This window comes from Gemmatimonas groenlandica (assembly GCF_013004105.1).
GTDB lineage: Bacteria > Gemmatimonadota > Gemmatimonadetes > Gemmatimonadales > Gemmatimonadaceae > Gemmatimonas > Gemmatimonas groenlandica.
Map to the genome: position 1 here is coordinate 5036412 of NZ_CP053085.1, position 15291 is coordinate 5051702.

Here is a 15291-nt window from a genome sequence, read left to right on the forward strand (position 1 = left end):
GAACCCGATTTCCCCCGTCGCTGGAGCCCTGTGATGCAGCGTGCCGAATACACCGCTCGCGGCCCCGTGCCGCAGGACGTCATCGAGTGCGTCGACCGTGAAACGCCGACGCCCAAGGCGGGTGAAGTCCTGATCGAGATGCTGGCGGCACCGATCAATCCGTCGGACGTGCTCACGCTGACGGGCCAATACGGGCTGCTGCCGCCGCTGCCCGCCATCGGCGGCAACGAAGGGATCGGCCGCGTAGCGGCGCTCGGCGATGGGGTCACGTCTGTGAGCGTGGGCCAACGCGTCTTGTTGCCGGTCGGTGCCGGCACGTGGGCATCGCATCTCGTCGCGCAAGCCGCGGGACTCATTCCGTTGCCGCCGGTCGGCGACCCGCTGCAGCTGGCGATGATGACGGTGAATCCGCCCACCGCTTCGCTGCTGCTCTCTGAGTTCATCGCGCTGGCGCCAGGCGACTGGGTCATTCAGAACGCGGCGAACAGCGGCGTGGGCGAGTATGTCATTCAGCTCGCCAAACGTCGTGGCTTTCGCACGGTGAACGTGGTGCGGCGCCAGGATGCGATCGCCCCGTTGCAAGCCTTGGGTGGCGACGTGGTGTTGGTAGACGGTCCCGATCTCGCGACGCGTGTGGCGGAAGCCACCGGTAATGCGAAGATCCGCCTCGGCTTCGATTGCGTGGGCGGCAGCGCCACCGATCGCATCGCTCGCAGTCTGGCCATCGGTGGCACCGTGGTGAACTACGGTGCGCTCAGCGGCGAGGCGTGCAAGATCGCGCCGGGCTCCTTCGTGTTTCGCGACGTCACGCTGCGCGGGTTCTGGCTGGCGTTCTGGTTCCGGAATGCCACGGTCGAGCAGCAACGCACGCTGTTCACTGACATTGCGACGTTGGTTGCCACAGGCGCCTTGGCCGCGAGTGTTCAGGAAACGTTTCCGCTGTCGCGCATCAAGGACGCTGTGGCGGCTGCTGCGAGCGGCGGTCGGCGCGGCAAAATTCTGCTGGTCCCGTAGGCGCCTGGCGATCGGCACTGGTTTCGTTGGCACCGCAAACCAACGGCCTTACCGCGAATTGACACGAATCGTCGCTGATGAACGGCAACTACATCGGCTGGCGGCGTCGCGGGGCATAGAATCCGTGTGTTGTTCGCGGAGATTCGCGGTGACGCGGCTTGTTTAAATAGAAAACAAACTGCCTGACCGCGAAGTGACACGAATCGTCACTGATGAACAGCAATCACATCGGCTGGCGGCGTCGCGGCGAATAGAATCCGTGTATTGTTCACGGAGATCCGCGGTAAAGCGGTTTGTTTTAATCGAAAACAAACTACCTTACCGCGAATTGACACGAATCGTCGCTGATGAACAGCAACGACATCGGCTGGCGGCGTCGCGGCGAATAGAATCCGTGTGTTGTTCGCGGAGATCCGCGGTAAAGCGGTTTGTTCGAATCGCCGACCAACGGCCGTACCGCGGTACTGTCTCTCGCACCTGAGCTACCCCGCCGACAATCCGCCGTCGACCGCCAACGCGTGTCCGACCATGAACGAGCTGGCTGAGCTGCACAGGTAGAGCACGGTGTCCGCCATCTCTTCGGCGGTGCCGAGCCGGCCGAGTGGCACGCGCGCCGTAAGCTCACTTTCGGGGAGCCCGGCATCGAGCATGCCTTGCACCATCGGCGTGAGCGTGAAGCCGGGGCAGAGTGCGTTGATCCGGATACCTTTGCGCCCGTATTCCAAGGCGGCGGTGCGCGTGAGCCCCACGACACCGTGCTTGCTGGCGGCGTAGGCGGAGTGCCGAGGAAATCCGCCAAGCCCGGCCACCGACGACACGTTCACGATCGTCCCGCGGCCGGCGGCGAGCATCACGGGAATCTGATGTCGCATGCACCGCCAGACGCCGGTGAGATTGATATCGATCACGGCGTCCCAGACGTCGGTGGGATACTCGGCCGTGCGCACCTCGGCGCCGCCGACACCAGCGGCGTTGATGGCAATGTCGAGCGCACCGAACTTCGCGACGGTACGCGCGATGGCGGCCGCGATCATCGCGTCGTCGCGTACGTCGCAGGGTACCGCAAGTCCACCGACCTCGCGTGCGACCTGCTCGGCGCGTTCGAGCTGCACGTCGCCCACCACGACATGCGCGCCCTGCGCGGCGAAGGCACGCGCCGAGGATGCCCCGATACCAGAGGCTCCGCCGGTGATGAATACGACGCGATCGGTGAATTCAGACATCGGTTGCACGGGAAAGGGTGAAGGCACCGTTCACACGTCGTCGATCGTGAACAACCGCGCGACGTCGCGATCGTACGCCTCGAGATGCTGCGCCGTATCCTGTTCCGACCACTGCAGCAACGTGGCCATCAGCGGCGCGATGCGCCGGGCCGCCGCCCGGCCGTTGTCGCGAGTTTCGAAGGCGACATGTGTGCGCCGCACCAGCACGTCGGACAACGTACTCGCCATTTCGCGCTCGACCGCGTGCGCGACTTCGGCCAACAGGTAGGGCAGGTCGTCGGAGAGTCGATGCCCGAGCGAGGCATCGCGCTGCACATAGCTCCACACATTCCGCCAGCGACTGCCGTACGCCAGCGCCAATCGCTCGCCCACCGCCGCGTCGTGCACCGTGTTGCGCGCGTCGGCCATGGTCGCCTCTCGTGACACGATATCGCCACCGGGCAACGGTGTGGACTCACTCGGCTGCGGCGCGTGCGCGAGCACCGGTGCGGCACCCGATTTCGGCAGTTCGTTGCGCGCGTGCGCCAACACATCGGCGGCCATGGCGCGATAGGTGGTGAGCTTGCCGCCGGTGATGCTCACGAGGCCGTCCGCGCGATGGGTGATGGCGTGTTCGCGCGACGCGGCATTGGCGCTGTGTTCACCGGCGCGCACAGCGGCCAGCGGGCGGATGCCGCACCACGCCGAGACCACGTCGTCCAACGTGAGCTGTGCGAACGGGAAACAGCGATTCACCGATTGCAGCAGGTACGTGACCTCGGCGCGCGTGGCGCGAATGTCGTCGGGCCCGGCGTGCGCCGGACGCTCGGTCGTGCCGATGATGGTGTGCACGCCAGCGGGCAGCACGAACATCACGCGGCCGTCGAGCGGCGACACGATGGTGACCGCGTCGTTGTTGCCCACCCGGTTGCGAGGCACCGCGATGTGCGCGCCGGCCGACCCGAAGACCTGCGAACCCTGCGGCGAGCCAGTGAGCGCGGCGGTGGCATCGCTCCATGGGCCGGTGGCATTCACGACCACCCGCGCCTGAACGGGAAACGCCGTGCCGGTGAGTCGATCCTCGACCACCACGCCCGTGAGCCTTCGCGCGCTGTCGTCGGCATGAAGCCCGGACACCACGGCCACATGGTTGGCGACCGCCGCCCCGACCTCACGGGCCGCCAGGGCACTGGCCAGGGTCAGTCGGGAATCGTCGGTCGCGGCATCCCAGTAGCGCGCGCCACCCACCATGCCATCGGGCGCCAGCGCCGGTTCGGCCGCCAGCACGGTACCGCGGTTCAGGGCGTGGTGTCGTGCGTTGCGAAACAGCGACAGCGCGTCGTACAGCGTGAGCCCGGCGCGCACCTTCCACAGTGGCACACGGGCGCCCCGATACACCGGCCACGTGAAGGCGAGCGGGCGCACGAGATGCGGGGCGAGTCCCAGCAGCAGCCGACGCTCGCGGCTCGACTCGAACACGAGCCCGATGTGCCCATGCTCGAGATAGCGAACACCGCCGTGCACAAGGCGGGACGACCGGCTGGATGTGCCACTCGCGAAGTCGTCGCGCTCCAGGAGCGCCGTGCGAAAGCCCGCCAGCGCTGCCTCGCGCGCCACCCCCGCTCCTGTGATGCCCCCGCCTACGATCAGCATGTCGAAAGGTTCAGCGGCCAGAGCCGCCAGCGCCGCCTGTCGCGTTGCCAGTGCGGCTGAGCTCATGGCCGGGCTTACGGAATGGGGAGTTCCCGTCGGTTCATGCATTCCTCGAGAGATGCCGCGAGAACCCTCGCCGCGCTAGGGGATCGACCGTTACCTTCGGCGTATGCCCACCTCTGGAACTGGCCGTCGTGTGGCCATTGTCGCCGGCGTTCGCACGCCGTTCGCGCGCTCGGGAACACTCCTCAAGGACTACACGGCAATCGACCTCGGCAAGCTGGCCGTCGCCGAACTCGTGCAACGCACCGCTCTCGACGGCGCGCTGGTCGACCTGCTCGTGTTCGGCACGGTGGTGCAGGCGGTCACCGCGCCGAATATCGCCCGCGAAGTCTCGCTGCTGCCGCACTTTCCGAAAACGCTGCAGGCCTACACCGTGTCGCGCGCCTGCGCGTCGGCGAATCAGGCGATCACCGATGCCGCCGATCAGATCACGTTGGGACACGCCCACGTCGCCATCGCCGGCGGTGCCGAGTCGCTCACGCAGGTGCCGATCCTGCACTCGCGTGGGATGAGCGATGTGCTGGTTGCTGCATCAAAAGCGAAATCATTGCCGCAACGCCTCGGTATCCTGGCGCAATTGCGTCCTAAAGATTTCATCCCGATCACGCCGGCCATCGCCGAGCCGAGTACGGGCGAGTCGATGGGACAGTCGGCCGACAAGATGGCGAAGCTGAACGGCATCACGCGTGAATCGCAGGACCGTTTCGCGTTGCGTTCACACATGAGCGCGGCGCTCGGCACCGATGACGGTCGCTTGACGGCCGAGATCGTGCCGGTTCCGGCGCCGCCGAAGTTCGACAGTATGATCGCCACCGACAACGGGGTGCGACGCGATTCCACCTATGAACAATTGGCGGCGCTCAAGCCGGTGTTCGATCGCCTGTACGGTACGGTGACGGCAGGCAATGCGTCACCGCTCACCGACGGTGGCGCCGCGGTATTGCTCATGTCGGAGGAGCGGGCGAAGGAATTGGGGTACACGCCACTGGCCTACATCAGGTCGTACGCGTACGCGGCGGTGGACCCTGCCGGGCAGTTGTTGCAGGCACCCGTGCTGGCGGCGCCGATCGCGTTGGCGCGCGCCGGACTTACGCTGGGCGACATCGACCTGATCGAGATGCACGAGGCGTTCGCCGCGCAGGTGCTGAGCAACATTCAGGGACTGGCGTCGACGACATGGGCGGCACGCGCCGGACTCAGTACACCGGTCGGTGAGGTCGACTTCGACAAGCTGAACGTGATGGGCGGCTCGCTCTCGATCGGCCATCCGTTCGGGGCTACGGGAGCGCGCGTACTCACTACGCTGTGCAACGAACTGGCGCGTCGTGGCCAGCAGTTCGGGATGCTCACCGTATGCGCCGCGGGCGGGATGGGTCACGCCATGATCGTGGAGCGCGCATGAGCACGGTTACGAGCACGCTCACGGGCACGGTGCTGATGGAAGACGCCACCACCGGCATCTCGCTCTCGGTACACGACGGCGTGGCGACGGTGCGCTACGATCAGCCGAATTCGCCGGTCAACACGCTGAACACGCGCGTCGGGCCGGTATTCGAGCAGATCTTCGCGCGTATCGAGCAGGATGCGTCGATTGTCGGCGCGATGTTGGTGAGTGGCAAAGCCGATACCTGGATTGCCGGCGCTGACATCGACGAACTGCGGCGTGTGACCACACCGATGGAAGGCGAGGCGCTGTCGCGCGGTGGACAGCAGTTGTTGAATCGACTCGCGGCGATGAGCAAGCCGTTCATTGCGGCGATTCACGGCGCGGCGTTGGGCGGTGGTCTCGAGATCGCGTTGGCCTGTCGTTATCGCATCGCGACCGATCATCCGAAAACGATACTGGCGCTGCCCGAAGTGCAGCTCGGATTGCTTCCCGGGGCCGGTGGAACGCAGCGCTTGCCGCGCACGGTCGGGCTGCAAGCGGCACTCGACATGATTCTGACCGGCAAGAACATCCGTGCGAAGAAGGCGTGGCAGATGGGAATCGTGCACGAATTGGTGCATCCGTCCATTCTGCTCGAGGTCGTCGCGAAGCGCGTGCATGCGTTGGCGCGCGGTGAATCCACGCCGGTGCGTGCGCGGGCGCATGGCGCGAGCGCAGTGCTGCTGGAAGACAACGCGATCGGTCGGAAAATCGTGTTCCGGCAGGCACGGGAAACGGTGCTCAAGAAGACGCGCGGACAGTATCCCGCGCCGCTAGCGGCGATCGAGGCGATCCAGGCTGGCTATCTCCACGGGCAGGAGGCGGGATTGCTCGAGGAAGCGCGCAGCTTCGGCGACCTGGCGGTGAGCGAGGTGAGCCGGGAGTTGGTGTCGATCTTCTTTGCCACGACCGCGCTCAAGAAGGACAACGGGCTGCCTGAGGGCGAGCACGCGGATCCCGTGCGCGTGCGAAAGATCGGGGTGCTTGGTGCGGGCTTCATGGGCGCCGGCATCGCCACGGTGGCCGTGCAGGCAGGCACGATCGTTCGTATGAAGGATGCCTCGCTCGAGCGCGTGGCGGCCGGATCGTGCGCGGTGCGCGATGTGCTGCGGGAACGCGTGAAGCGTCGTCAGCTCACACGGCTGCAGATGGATGACACGCTGGCGCTGGTGGGCAGCACCATCGACTACAGCGGCTTTGCGAATGTCGATCTGGTGATCGAAGCCGTGTTCGAGGATCTCGCGGTGAAGCACGAGGTCCTCCGCGAGGTAGAGGCCGTCGCGCCGAGAGCCATCTTTGCGTCGAACACGAGTACGATCCCGATTCGCGACATCGCGACGGCGGCGGGGCGTCCGGATCAGGTGGTGGGCATGCACTTCTTCTCGCCGGTCCACAAGATGCCGCTGCTCGAAGTCATCGTGACGCCCGAGACGAGCGCGCAGACCACCGCCACGGTGGTCGCCTACGGCAAGCAGATCGGCAAGACGGTGATCGTGGTGCGCGATGGACCGGGGTTCTACGTGAACCGCATTCTTGCGCCGTACATCAACGAAAGCGGCAAGCTGCTCGACGAAGGCGCGTCCATCGATGCCGTCGACGAGGCCTTGGTCGCCTTCGGCTTTCCGGTGGGCCCGATCACTCTGCTCGATGAAGTCGGCCTTGATATCGCCGGCAAGTCCGGACCCATCATGGCGGCGGCGTTCGGCGAGCGCATGCGCCCGTCGGCCACGCTGCAGCGCGTGATCGAGAGCGGCCGACTCGGGCGGAAGGCGAAGCGCGGCTTCTATCGCTACGACGAGCAGGGCAAACGACAGGGCGTGGACCAGGGTGTCTATGCCCTGACGCCGGCGTCCGGATCACGCATTACGGTGGCGGTCGAAGAGATGCAGCGCCGCACGGTACTGCCGATGCTGAATGAGGCGGTGCGGTGCCTGGAGGACGGCATTATCCGTTCACCGCGCGATGGCGATATCGGCGCGGTGTTCGGCATTGGCTTCCCGCCCTTCCGTGGCGGTCCGTTCCGATTCCTCGACGCGCTCGGTGCGGCGACGGTCGTGGCTCAGCTCGACGCGCTCAACGCCCGCTACCCGGGACGGTACGAGCCCGCCGCGCTGCTGCGAGCCATGGCGGCCTCCGGAGCGCGATTCCATCCCTGACCGGTCTGGACCGCGCGTCTTACTCACCACCCACCACCCACCACCCCAAACCCCAAGCCAACAGCCCAGAGCTGTGGGTCGCTACGGGCTGCTGTGGGCTATTGGCTTGAAGCCGTGGGTTTTGGGTAATGGGTTCTGGGTTCAACCACTTGGAGCGGTGGGTCGCCGGGTATATTCCACTCGCCATTCCGCGCCGTCCCGTTAGTTGTACCGGTGACGCGCGATTCCCCCCCTCCGCTGAACTCCGCGTCTCCGCGCCGCAATGCTTCGTTCGTCCCTGCTGTACCTCTCGCGCCAACAGCGCATTTTTGATTTCGTCAAGAACGTCGGCTTCGCGCGCAAGATGGCGTCGCGGTTCGTCGCGGGCGAAACGATCGCGACGGCCCTCGCGGCCGTCGAACAGCTCAATGCCAAAGGCATCACGGCCTCGCTCGATCTGCTTGGTGAATCCGTCTCCAGTGAAGCGGAAGCTCGCGACACCGGTCGACAGTATCTCGAGATCCTCGATCGCATCGAGCAGAAGAAGCTGCAGGCGAACGTGTCGGTGAAGCTCACCGCGCTGGGCCAGGACATCTCCGACGAACTGGGCCTGGAAGTCGTTCGCCAGGTCCTCGATCGCGCGAAGCAGTACAACAGCTTCGCACGGCTCGATATGGAGTCGAGTGCCTACACCGATCGCACGCTCGACACCTTCGAGCACAAGCTCTACCCTGACTATCCCGCGAATGTCGGCGTGGTGCTGCAAAGTTCGTTGCGTCGCACGCTCGACGACGTGGAACGCGCTAACCGACTCAAGTGCCGCGTGCGTATCTGCAAGGGCGCCTACCTCGAGCCGGCCACCGTCGCGTTTCCCGACAAGGCCGACGTCGATCGCAATTATGTCGAAGCGATGCATCGGCTGATGGAGCACGGCAACTATCCCGGGATCGCAACGCACGACGAACTGATCATCAACGAAGCCAAGCGCTTCGCCAAGGAACGCGGCATCGCCTCCGATCGCTTCGAGTTCCAGATGCTCTACGGTGTACGACGCGACTTGCAGGAGCAGATCGTGAAGGAAGGCTACCGCATGCGCGTGTACGTGCCGTTCGGCAGCCAGTGGTACCCGTATCTCATGCGGCGTCTGGCCGAGCGTCCGGCCAACATCGCGTTCATGGCGGGCAACATCGTGAAAGAGTCATTCTCCCGCTGACCGAACATCACGGACACCACCTTCCCGCCGATCATGACGCGGGAGATGAGCGCACGCTGGGCGGCTACATGGCCGTCCACAAGCGTCCTGCTGCCTTCGAAGGCGTGGATGGGCACGCGTACTCCGCGGACATCCTTACCGATACCACCGGCGACCGCTCGGCGCCTTGGGGTGCGTACCTGATGTTCGTCAAATGGGGGTTCGGTGAACCGGAAGTGCAGGGACATCTCGAGACCGGCTTTCTGCTCACCGGCGCGAGCGAGGCGGTCGTCCGCCATCAGCTGGGCGGCATGGCGCTCGGCACGGTGAAGGCGACGCTCGATGGACTGATCCGAGGGCAGACACCGTGACCGACGCAACCTTCGACGGCACCTTCGACGGCACGTTCGACGGCGTGGTCATGCAGGGCACCGGCGGCATCTGGCAAGTGCGCACCGACGACGCGGCCTTGTTCGACGTGTCCCTGCGCGGACGGCTCAAGCACGAAGCACACGGTTCCCTCAAGCTCGCCGTCGGGGATCGCGTCACGATCGGCCGCGTCGCCGACAGTGATTCGTGGGCCATCGACCGCATCCATCCGCGGCGCAGCAAGCTCGCGCGGCGCGCCCCCGCCGGCGCACGCGGCGAACGCATCATCGTGGCGAATCTCGATCAGGTGCTCGTGGTGTTCGCCGCCGCGCGCCCCGAGCCGCACCCGCGCATGCTCGATCGCTTTCTGGTGATCGCCGAAGCGAACGGGCTGGCCGCGCGGATCATCATCAACAAGGTCGACCTGGTCGATGCGAGTACGATCCGCGAGCGGTTCGACGAGTTCGTCAAGGCGGGATATCCGCTGCACCTCGTCAGCGTCGTCACGGGCGAAGGGCTCGAGGAACTGCACGACGAGGTCGCAGGAAAGGACTCGGCGCTGACCGGTCCGTCGGGCGTCGGCAAGTCGTCCTTGATGAACCGGCTGTTCCCGGGGCTCGATCTGCGAACGGCGGAGATCAGTGATAGCGTGAACAAGGGGCGACACACCACCGTCGGGGCGGTGTTACATCCGCTGCCAGGCGGCGGATTCGTGGCGGATACGCCGGGACTGCGCGAGGTGGGCCTCTGGGGCATCGACGCCCGAGAGATCGCCCAGTGCTTCCCGGAGTTCCGTCCCCTGATCCATGACTGCCGGTTCGCCGACTGCACCCACACCGTCGAGCCGGAGTGCGCCATCAAGGCCGCCATTCGCAGCGGAACGGTGGGCAAGGGACGCTACGAGAGTTACGTCAAACTGCGGGAAGAGCTGGCCGAACAGAGTTAGCCGCCAGATTCGATCAGGCGCAGCAATCCGGCGGCAGGTGAGGCGCGTAGTACTCGTGACATGACATACGCCGTCCCGAGAACGCTCGCCTTTCCGACCTACACACCCGGTCTATCCAGCAACCTGGATACCGAATACGTTGCTCGTGGGTTTGTTGCCCGCGGTCACCACCGTGCGGAACAACACGGGCGCTCGTTTTACACCAGTTCCTCTCTTTCTTACGTGCCTCTCGCTGACGCTGCCGAGCCGCTGGACGTCCAACTGATCGCCGAAATGGCGGCGGGGGATGAACGCGCGGCGTCGATGCTGTACGATCGCCACGGGGCCGTCATGTACGGTCTGGCGTTACGCGTCGTTGGCGAACCGGCCGATGCGGAAGAAGTGGTGCTCGACGCGTTTGCCCAGGCGTGGCGCGATGCCGCCCGCTACGACACGTCGCGCGGTTCCGTGGCCGGATGGCTCACCACGATCACGCGGACGCGGGCGCTCGATCTGATTCGGGCGCGCGGACGTCGGTCCAAAATGACCGACACGGCCACGGCCACGCTCGACGAGCCGGCGGCGATGGGCAGCGGCTTCGCGGCGCCCGACGTTCAGGTGCAGGAAACCGAGCGCGCGGTGGCCGTGAAGTCGGCACTCGACCAACTGCCCCTGCCGCAACGACAGGCGATCGAACTGGCCTTTTTCGAAGGACTGACGCACCACGAGGTGGCGGACCGACTCCGCGAACCACTGGGCACGGTAAAAACGCGAATTCGACTCGGGATGCAGAAGCTGCGCGATACGTTGGTCGGCCTGGCGCCGGAGAGCGTATCATGAACCCCATGACGCCACTCACCCTCGAGCAGTTGCGCGACCTCGCGCCGTTGTACGCGCTCGGCATGCTGGATGCCGATGAACGTGCGGTGTTTGATCGTGGGCTGCAGACCCCGGAGTTCCGGGATGCACTCGAGCGCGAGCTCGTCACGCATCGCGCGGCTGCTGAATTGATGGCAACCGCGCAGCCGGTCGCGCCACCGCCGGGACTCAAGGGTCGCCTGATGGAGCGCATCGCCGCCGAGAAGCGGGCGACGGTGGTCGCACCCGTCGAGGTCGAACTCGTGATCGCTCCGGTGGTTGCCCCTATCGAGACGCCGCGTGAGCCGGTTACGGACAACGTCCGTGAGTTGGCGATGGCGCGACGTGCCGAGGCGGCTGACGTGGCGCCCAAGCGGGCCGACGCCGTTCGGCAGACGCCCGAGAGCCGGGCCACGCGTGCCGTGACGCCACCCACGCCAACGGCGATCATCGAACTCTCTGCGCGACGTACAGCACGCACCGCGTGGTGGACGGCGGGAGCACTGGGCACGGCACTCGCCGCGTCGATCGTGATCGCCGTCGATTTCCGGAATCAGGCGGCGGCGCTCGAGGATCGCGCGACACAGGACGATGCACGGATCGCCCGTACTGAAGCGAAGCTGGCCGAACGCGAAAAGACACTGCAAACGTTGCTGGAAGGTCGCGGCAACGTAGTGCTGGTGAATCTCAATCCCGCGCAGCCGGCCGGTCCCGGCATGCAGGTGTTCTGGAACGTGCGTGAAGGAAAGGCCGTGGTGAACGCCTATGGTCTTGCGCCCGTGGCAAGCAATCGCGCCTACATGCTGTGGATGATTCGCGACGGTAAGCCGGTGCCGCTCAAGCTCTTTACGCCTGGGGACGACGGACGGGCCATCGTCGCGTCGGTCGAGCTGCCGACCACGACCAGCGGTATCACGCTGCTCGCGGTCACCGAGGAATCGTCGGCGGGTGCGGAGGCGCCCACCATGACGCCATTCCTTGTGGGATCCGTGCCCACCAAGGGCGCCACGCAGTAAGCGCGTGGCGCCCCTGCGCCCTGTTACTTCGAGCGCACCGTACCGAGTCCACCGTCAACGCCGTACAGCTGACCCGTCACCCAGGTCGCGTCGGGGCCGAGGAGCCACGCCATCAGGCTGGCCACATCGTCGGGCTGGCCAATACGACCGAGCGCGTGCATCGCTTGTGAAGCCTGGACGGCCGGTGCCGAGGCGGTAATGCGCGCGGTAAGGGGTGTTTCCACCAGCCCGGGGGCGACGGCGTTGACCCTGAGGCCGCGCGACGCGTAGGTGGCGGCGGCGGAGAGTACCAATCCGTTCACGCCGCCTTTCGCCGCCGCAATGGCCTCGTGATTCGAGAGCCCGATGCGGGACGCCGCGGTGCTGCAGAGCACGACGGCACCCCCCTCGGGCATCACGCGGGCCGCGGCGCGCACGACGCCGAACGCACTCGTGAGATTCTGCGCGATCGTCTGCTGAAACTCTTCGAACTTGGTGAGATGCGCCGGCTTGAGGATCAGCGAACCCACGCAGTTCGCCATGCCGCCGATGGTGCCGAAGCGTTCACGCGCGAGGTCGGTCACCCGATCGATGTCGCTCCAGTCGGTCGCGTCGCTGGTGGCGTAGGCCGCACCCAGTTCTGCCGCGAGCGCGGCGAGGGGCTCCTCACGACGCGACGTGAGAAACAGGGGTGTGCCGGAATGGGCAAGACGACGGGCGAGGGCGGCGCCAATGCCGCCGGTTGCCCCGAAAATGAGAACCGCGTGCGATGTCTGTGACATGCACGCGGAACCCGTAATTCAGCCTAACAGTTCCCGCGGCCATCGCCGGCGGCGGGATGTCACCACGAGGAGAGATCGTCCGTACCCTTCCACCCCATCGTGCCATTCCTGAAGTAGGGTAGCAGTTTGACGATCTCGGGCATGCGTGCGGTCAGCGCGGCGCGCTCCTCGTCGGTGAATACGCCTTGCTTGCCGGCCTTGATGGACGGGTCGGCGCTGAGCATCGCGAACAGTGCGATGCGTTCGCGCAGCAACGCGAATTGATACTTGGTGAAGGTGGCGCGCGCGTCGGCGGGAACCGACGACTGTCCGACAGGCAGGTCGCCTGACATGCCGTACGTTCCGTATTCCCGTTCCATCACCGCGGGCGGCGTGATCGCGAAGTCGCACTTGAAACCCAGTTCGAGCATGGTGCTCTGCATCTGCATCGAGCTGGCACTGTCCTGAGCAAAGGCCCACGCGCGCCTATTTCCATCGGTCAGCGCCGCGCTGGCCACTTGTTGCAGCCGTTCGGCATCCTTGCTCAGCTGCTTCGCCCGTGCCTTGCCGGCAGCGGTCGGGGTCGGCATGCGGCCAGCGCTCATGGCCACCTGGCCGTCCTGCATGCACTTCTCGGCGACTTTGCGTTTTGCGATGTGCTCCGACTTCATCCGATTCGCCTGCGTGGCCTTCTCCGCGTCGGCGGCCATCGGCGCCAGTGCCGCCAGCATCAGATCAAGCTGCGACGCGTTGATGGTCATGTTCACCGGCTTCGAATCCGCCGACGTGGACTTGCCTGCCTCCGCGGAGACACCGTCTTTGCTCGTCGCTGCCTCCTTGCCGCCGATCTTCTCCTTCGCTTTGTCCTTGATCGCGTCGGCGCCGATCTTCTTCAACTTGCCGAACTGCGCCTGCGCAGTCGACGTCGGTGTCGCGAGCAACACGGCAATCGCAGGCACGAGCGCGAAGCGCGACCACGTGAAACGCCACGACACGGCACGATGTCCGACCGGAGAGGCATGCATGACAGGCTCCTGATGTTCAATGAGAAATTGGCCTTACCCAGTTAATCAATCGGTGCGCGCGGTTGGCGCAAGTTCTTCTCGTGGCTGGGTCTGCCACGTCGTGTCTGGTGCAGTCCGGCGCGCGTGAACCCGCGTTATGGAATGCGGTGTCCCACCAGCGCGAGCGGAACGCTCCGCAACCCATCCCACCGCTGCGTGATCGTACCGTGACGAAGGAGGAGCTGGGCAGAGAGTCCGCCGTCCAGCATGAGCGCGTCGACGGCGCCAAGGCGACGCATGATCGCCGACATTTCCATCGTCGTTGGGCCGATCGGTAGGCGCTCGGCGAAGCGGCCCGCGCCATCATAACGCGAAAGCGCGATCAACAGATGGCCATCGGCCCGAACTCCGAGCGCCAGGCGGATATCGCGATGTTCGCGATCAAGGGTCGCGGTGGGGTCGCACAAGACGCGTGAAGGGCGTCCCTGTTCGAGCAGCAGCGGGAACGACTGTAATGCCTCACGAACGCGGCCCGCCGCCTGCACACTGTCGATGGCGCGCGCAGCCACGATCCGCACGCCGCCCGCGCTGTCCACCACGAATGCACCGGACAGCGGACCGACGCCCGGTTGTTGCCACTCCCGTCCTCGGTGTACCACCCATCCCCACGGCCCCTCATCGGTAAACTGGCCGGCGTTCATCGCCAGCAGCACCGTGTCCGGCGCGGCGTTCAGCGTCCACGGCATGAGCACACCGCCGTTGCGTGCGAGATCGAGGCTGAGCGCGACGCGCGCCGGGTCGACGTCGACCACCACGATTCGCGCTGACACGCGTCGTGGGCCAAGCGCGACCTTCCACGTGGCCGACTTGAGCGATGCATCACCCTGCCACCGTAGCGCGGGAACGTCGGCCACGGCACCCGCAGCGCACGTCATGGCCGACACTGCCGTCGCCGGCGTACCCTGAGCCATCGCCGCACGCGCCCCTGTGGCGCTTGGGAGTGTCACGGCCGCGAACAGCACCGCGCACAGCGGGAGATGCATGTGTGGCTCGCGTCGCTACGGCGACAGTCGCCGTTTCACCCACGCCCCCGCCTCACGACGAAACTGAATACGGTCGTGCAGACGACTCTCGCGACCCTGCCAGAACTCGAGCTCTTCGGGAATGATCCGGAGTCCGCCCCAGTGCTCGGGTAAGGGCACCTGACCGCTCGCGAATCGCGTTTCGTTGGCCGCGAGTTGCTGCTCGAGCACCGACCGATCGGTGAGCACCATGCTCTGGTGAGACGTCCACGCGCCCACGCGGCTGGGCAACGGACGCGATTGGAAGTACGCGTCCGACTCGGCGCGGCTCACCCGCTGCACCGCGCCGTTGATGCGCACTTGCCGTTCGAGCTCGGCCCAGAAAAAACAGAGAGACGCATGCGGGTTGTCGGCCAGCTCCTGTCCTTTCCGACTGCGATAGTCGGTGTAGAACACGAAGCCCCGCGCGTCGAACCCCTTCAGCAGAACCATGCGCGCCGACGGATACGCATCCGGCGTCGCCGTCGCGAGACACATCGCGTTCGGCTCGAGCACGGCCGCGTTGACGGCCTCCTCGAACCACCGCGTGAACTGCGCGATGGGATCGGCGGCCACGTCCTGCTCGGAGAGCGACTGGCGACGGTAGTCGGTGCGGATGTCGGCGATGCTCAT

14 protein-coding genes are annotated in these 15291 nt (G+C 65.9%); 8 read left to right on the forward strand and 6 right to left on the reverse strand.

The annotated features are described in order from the left end of the window. Positions 1–33 precede the first annotated feature (33 nt). Positions 34–1014, forward strand: a complete 981-nt coding sequence (locus tag HKW67_RS21635) for a zinc-dependent alcohol dehydrogenase family protein (RefSeq protein ID WP_171227376.1) — start codon at positions 34–36, stop codon at positions 1012–1014. Positions 1015–1496: 482 nt separating this feature from the next. Here HKW67_RS21635 and HKW67_RS21640 read toward each other — a convergent pair whose 3' ends face one another. Further along, positions 1497–2237 carry an SDR family NAD(P)-dependent oxidoreductase gene (locus HKW67_RS21640; protein WP_171227377.1) on the reverse strand — a complete coding sequence of 247 codons (741 nt, stop codon included), beginning with the start codon at positions 2235–2237 and terminating at the stop codon, positions 1497–1499. 30 nt (positions 2238–2267) lie between these two features. Beyond that, positions 2268–3935, reverse strand: a complete 1668-nt coding sequence (locus tag HKW67_RS21645; protein ID WP_171227378.1) for a glycerol-3-phosphate dehydrogenase/oxidase — start codon at positions 3933–3935, stop codon at positions 2268–2270. Between the two features lie 103 nt (positions 3936–4038). On the opposite strand from HKW67_RS21645, the gene fadI reads away from it, so the two are divergent. The 7 genes from fadI (at position 4039) to HKW67_RS21680 (ending at position 11853) form a co-directional block, all read left to right on the forward strand. Continuing rightward, positions 4039–5334, forward strand: a complete 1296-nt coding sequence (gene fadI, locus HKW67_RS21650) for an acetyl-CoA C-acyltransferase FadI (RefSeq protein ID WP_171227379.1) — start codon at positions 4039–4041, stop codon at positions 5332–5334. Continuing rightward, entirely contained in the window at positions 5331–7514 is a 2184-nt protein-coding gene (gene fadJ / locus HKW67_RS21655) for a fatty acid oxidation complex subunit alpha FadJ (protein WP_230981083.1), read from the forward strand. The genes fadI and fadJ overlap by 4 nt, the downstream gene beginning before the upstream one ends. A gap of 262 nt (positions 7515–7776) precedes the next feature. Further along, a complete protein-coding gene (locus HKW67_RS21660; protein WP_171227381.1) occupies positions 7777–8706 on the forward strand; it encodes a proline dehydrogenase family protein in 930 nt (309 codons plus the stop codon). A 68-nt stretch (positions 8707–8774) separates the two neighbouring features. Further along, entirely contained in the window at positions 8775–9056 is a 282-nt protein-coding gene (locus HKW67_RS21665; RefSeq protein ID WP_171227382.1) for a hypothetical protein, read from the forward strand. After that, entirely contained in the window at positions 9053–10000 is a 948-nt protein-coding gene (rsgA, locus tag HKW67_RS21670) for a ribosome small subunit-dependent GTPase A (RefSeq protein ID WP_171227383.1), read from the forward strand. Before HKW67_RS21665 ends, rsgA begins: the two co-directional genes overlap by 4 nt. A 222-nt stretch (positions 10001–10222) precedes the next feature. Continuing rightward, a complete protein-coding gene (locus tag HKW67_RS21675; RefSeq protein ID WP_171227384.1) occupies positions 10223–10819 on the forward strand; it encodes a sigma-70 family RNA polymerase sigma factor in 597 nt (198 codons plus the stop codon). 5 nt (positions 10820–10824) lie between these two features. Beyond that, the gene (locus HKW67_RS21680; RefSeq protein ID WP_206044534.1) at positions 10825–11853 is read left to right on the forward strand and encodes an anti-sigma factor domain-containing protein; all 1029 of its coding nucleotides are present in this window, start codon (positions 10825–10827) and stop codon (positions 11851–11853) included. Between the two features lie 23 nt (positions 11854–11876). Here HKW67_RS21680 and HKW67_RS21685 read toward each other — a convergent pair whose 3' ends face one another. The 4 genes from HKW67_RS21685 to pdxH all read right to left on the reverse strand — a co-directional run bounded on the left by HKW67_RS21685 (position 11877) and on the right by pdxH (position 15291). Beyond that, a complete protein-coding gene (locus HKW67_RS21685) occupies positions 11877–12614 on the reverse strand; it encodes an SDR family NAD(P)-dependent oxidoreductase (protein WP_171227386.1) in 738 nt (245 codons plus the stop codon). Positions 12615–12673: 59 nt separating this feature from the next. Beyond that, entirely contained in the window at positions 12674–13618 is a 945-nt protein-coding gene (locus HKW67_RS21690) for a hypothetical protein (RefSeq protein ID WP_171227387.1), read from the reverse strand. Positions 13619–13752: 134 nt separating this feature from the next. Further along, positions 13753–14640 carry a phosphodiester glycosidase family protein gene (locus HKW67_RS21695; RefSeq protein WP_171227388.1) on the reverse strand — a complete coding sequence of 296 codons (888 nt, stop codon included), beginning with the start codon at positions 14638–14640 and terminating at the stop codon, positions 13753–13755. A 15-nt stretch (positions 14641–14655) separates the two neighbouring features. After that, positions 14656–15291 (reverse strand): pyridoxamine 5'-phosphate oxidase, encoded by a 636-nt coding sequence (gene pdxH, locus HKW67_RS21700; protein ID WP_171227389.1) that lies wholly within the window; start codon positions 15289–15291, stop codon positions 14656–14658.

Excerpts from the sequence above, each read along its gene's own strand:
- HKW67_RS21635 (WP_171227376.1), top strand. The coding sequence starts at position 34 with ATGCAGCGTGCCGAATACACCGCTCGCGGCCCCGTGCCGCAGGACGTC.
- HKW67_RS21640 (WP_171227377.1), bottom strand. The coding sequence starts at position 2,237 with ATGTCTGAATTCACCGATCGCGTCGTATTCATCACCGGCGGAGCCTCT.
- HKW67_RS21645 (WP_171227378.1), bottom strand. The coding sequence starts at position 3,935 with ATGAGCTCAGCCGCACTGGCAACGCGACAGGCGGCGCTGGCGGCTCTG.
- fadI (WP_171227379.1), top strand. The coding sequence starts at position 4,039 with ATGCCCACCTCTGGAACTGGCCGTCGTGTGGCCATTGTCGCCGGCGTT.
- fadJ (WP_230981083.1), top strand. The coding sequence starts at position 5,331 with ATGAGCACGGTTACGAGCACGCTCACGGGCACGGTGCTGATGGAAGAC.
- HKW67_RS21660 (WP_171227381.1), top strand. The coding sequence starts at position 7,777 with ATGCTTCGTTCGTCCCTGCTGTACCTCTCGCGCCAACAGCGCATTTTT.
- HKW67_RS21665 (WP_171227382.1), top strand. The coding sequence starts at position 8,775 with ATGGCCGTCCACAAGCGTCCTGCTGCCTTCGAAGGCGTGGATGGGCAC.
- HKW67_RS21680 (WP_206044534.1), top strand. The coding sequence starts at position 10,825 with ATGACGCCACTCACCCTCGAGCAGTTGCGCGACCTCGCGCCGTTGTAC.
- HKW67_RS21685 (WP_171227386.1), bottom strand. The coding sequence starts at position 12,614 with ATGTCACAGACATCGCACGCGGTTCTCATTTTCGGGGCAACCGGCGGC.
- HKW67_RS21690 (WP_171227387.1), bottom strand. The coding sequence starts at position 13,618 with ATGCATGCCTCTCCGGTCGGACATCGTGCCGTGTCGTGGCGTTTCACG.
- HKW67_RS21695 (WP_171227388.1), bottom strand. The coding sequence starts at position 14,640 with ATGCATCTCCCGCTGTGCGCGGTGCTGTTCGCGGCCGTGACACTCCCA.
- pdxH (WP_171227389.1), bottom strand. The coding sequence starts at position 15,291 with ATGAGCATCGCCGACATCCGCACCGACTACCGTCGCCAGTCGCTCTCC.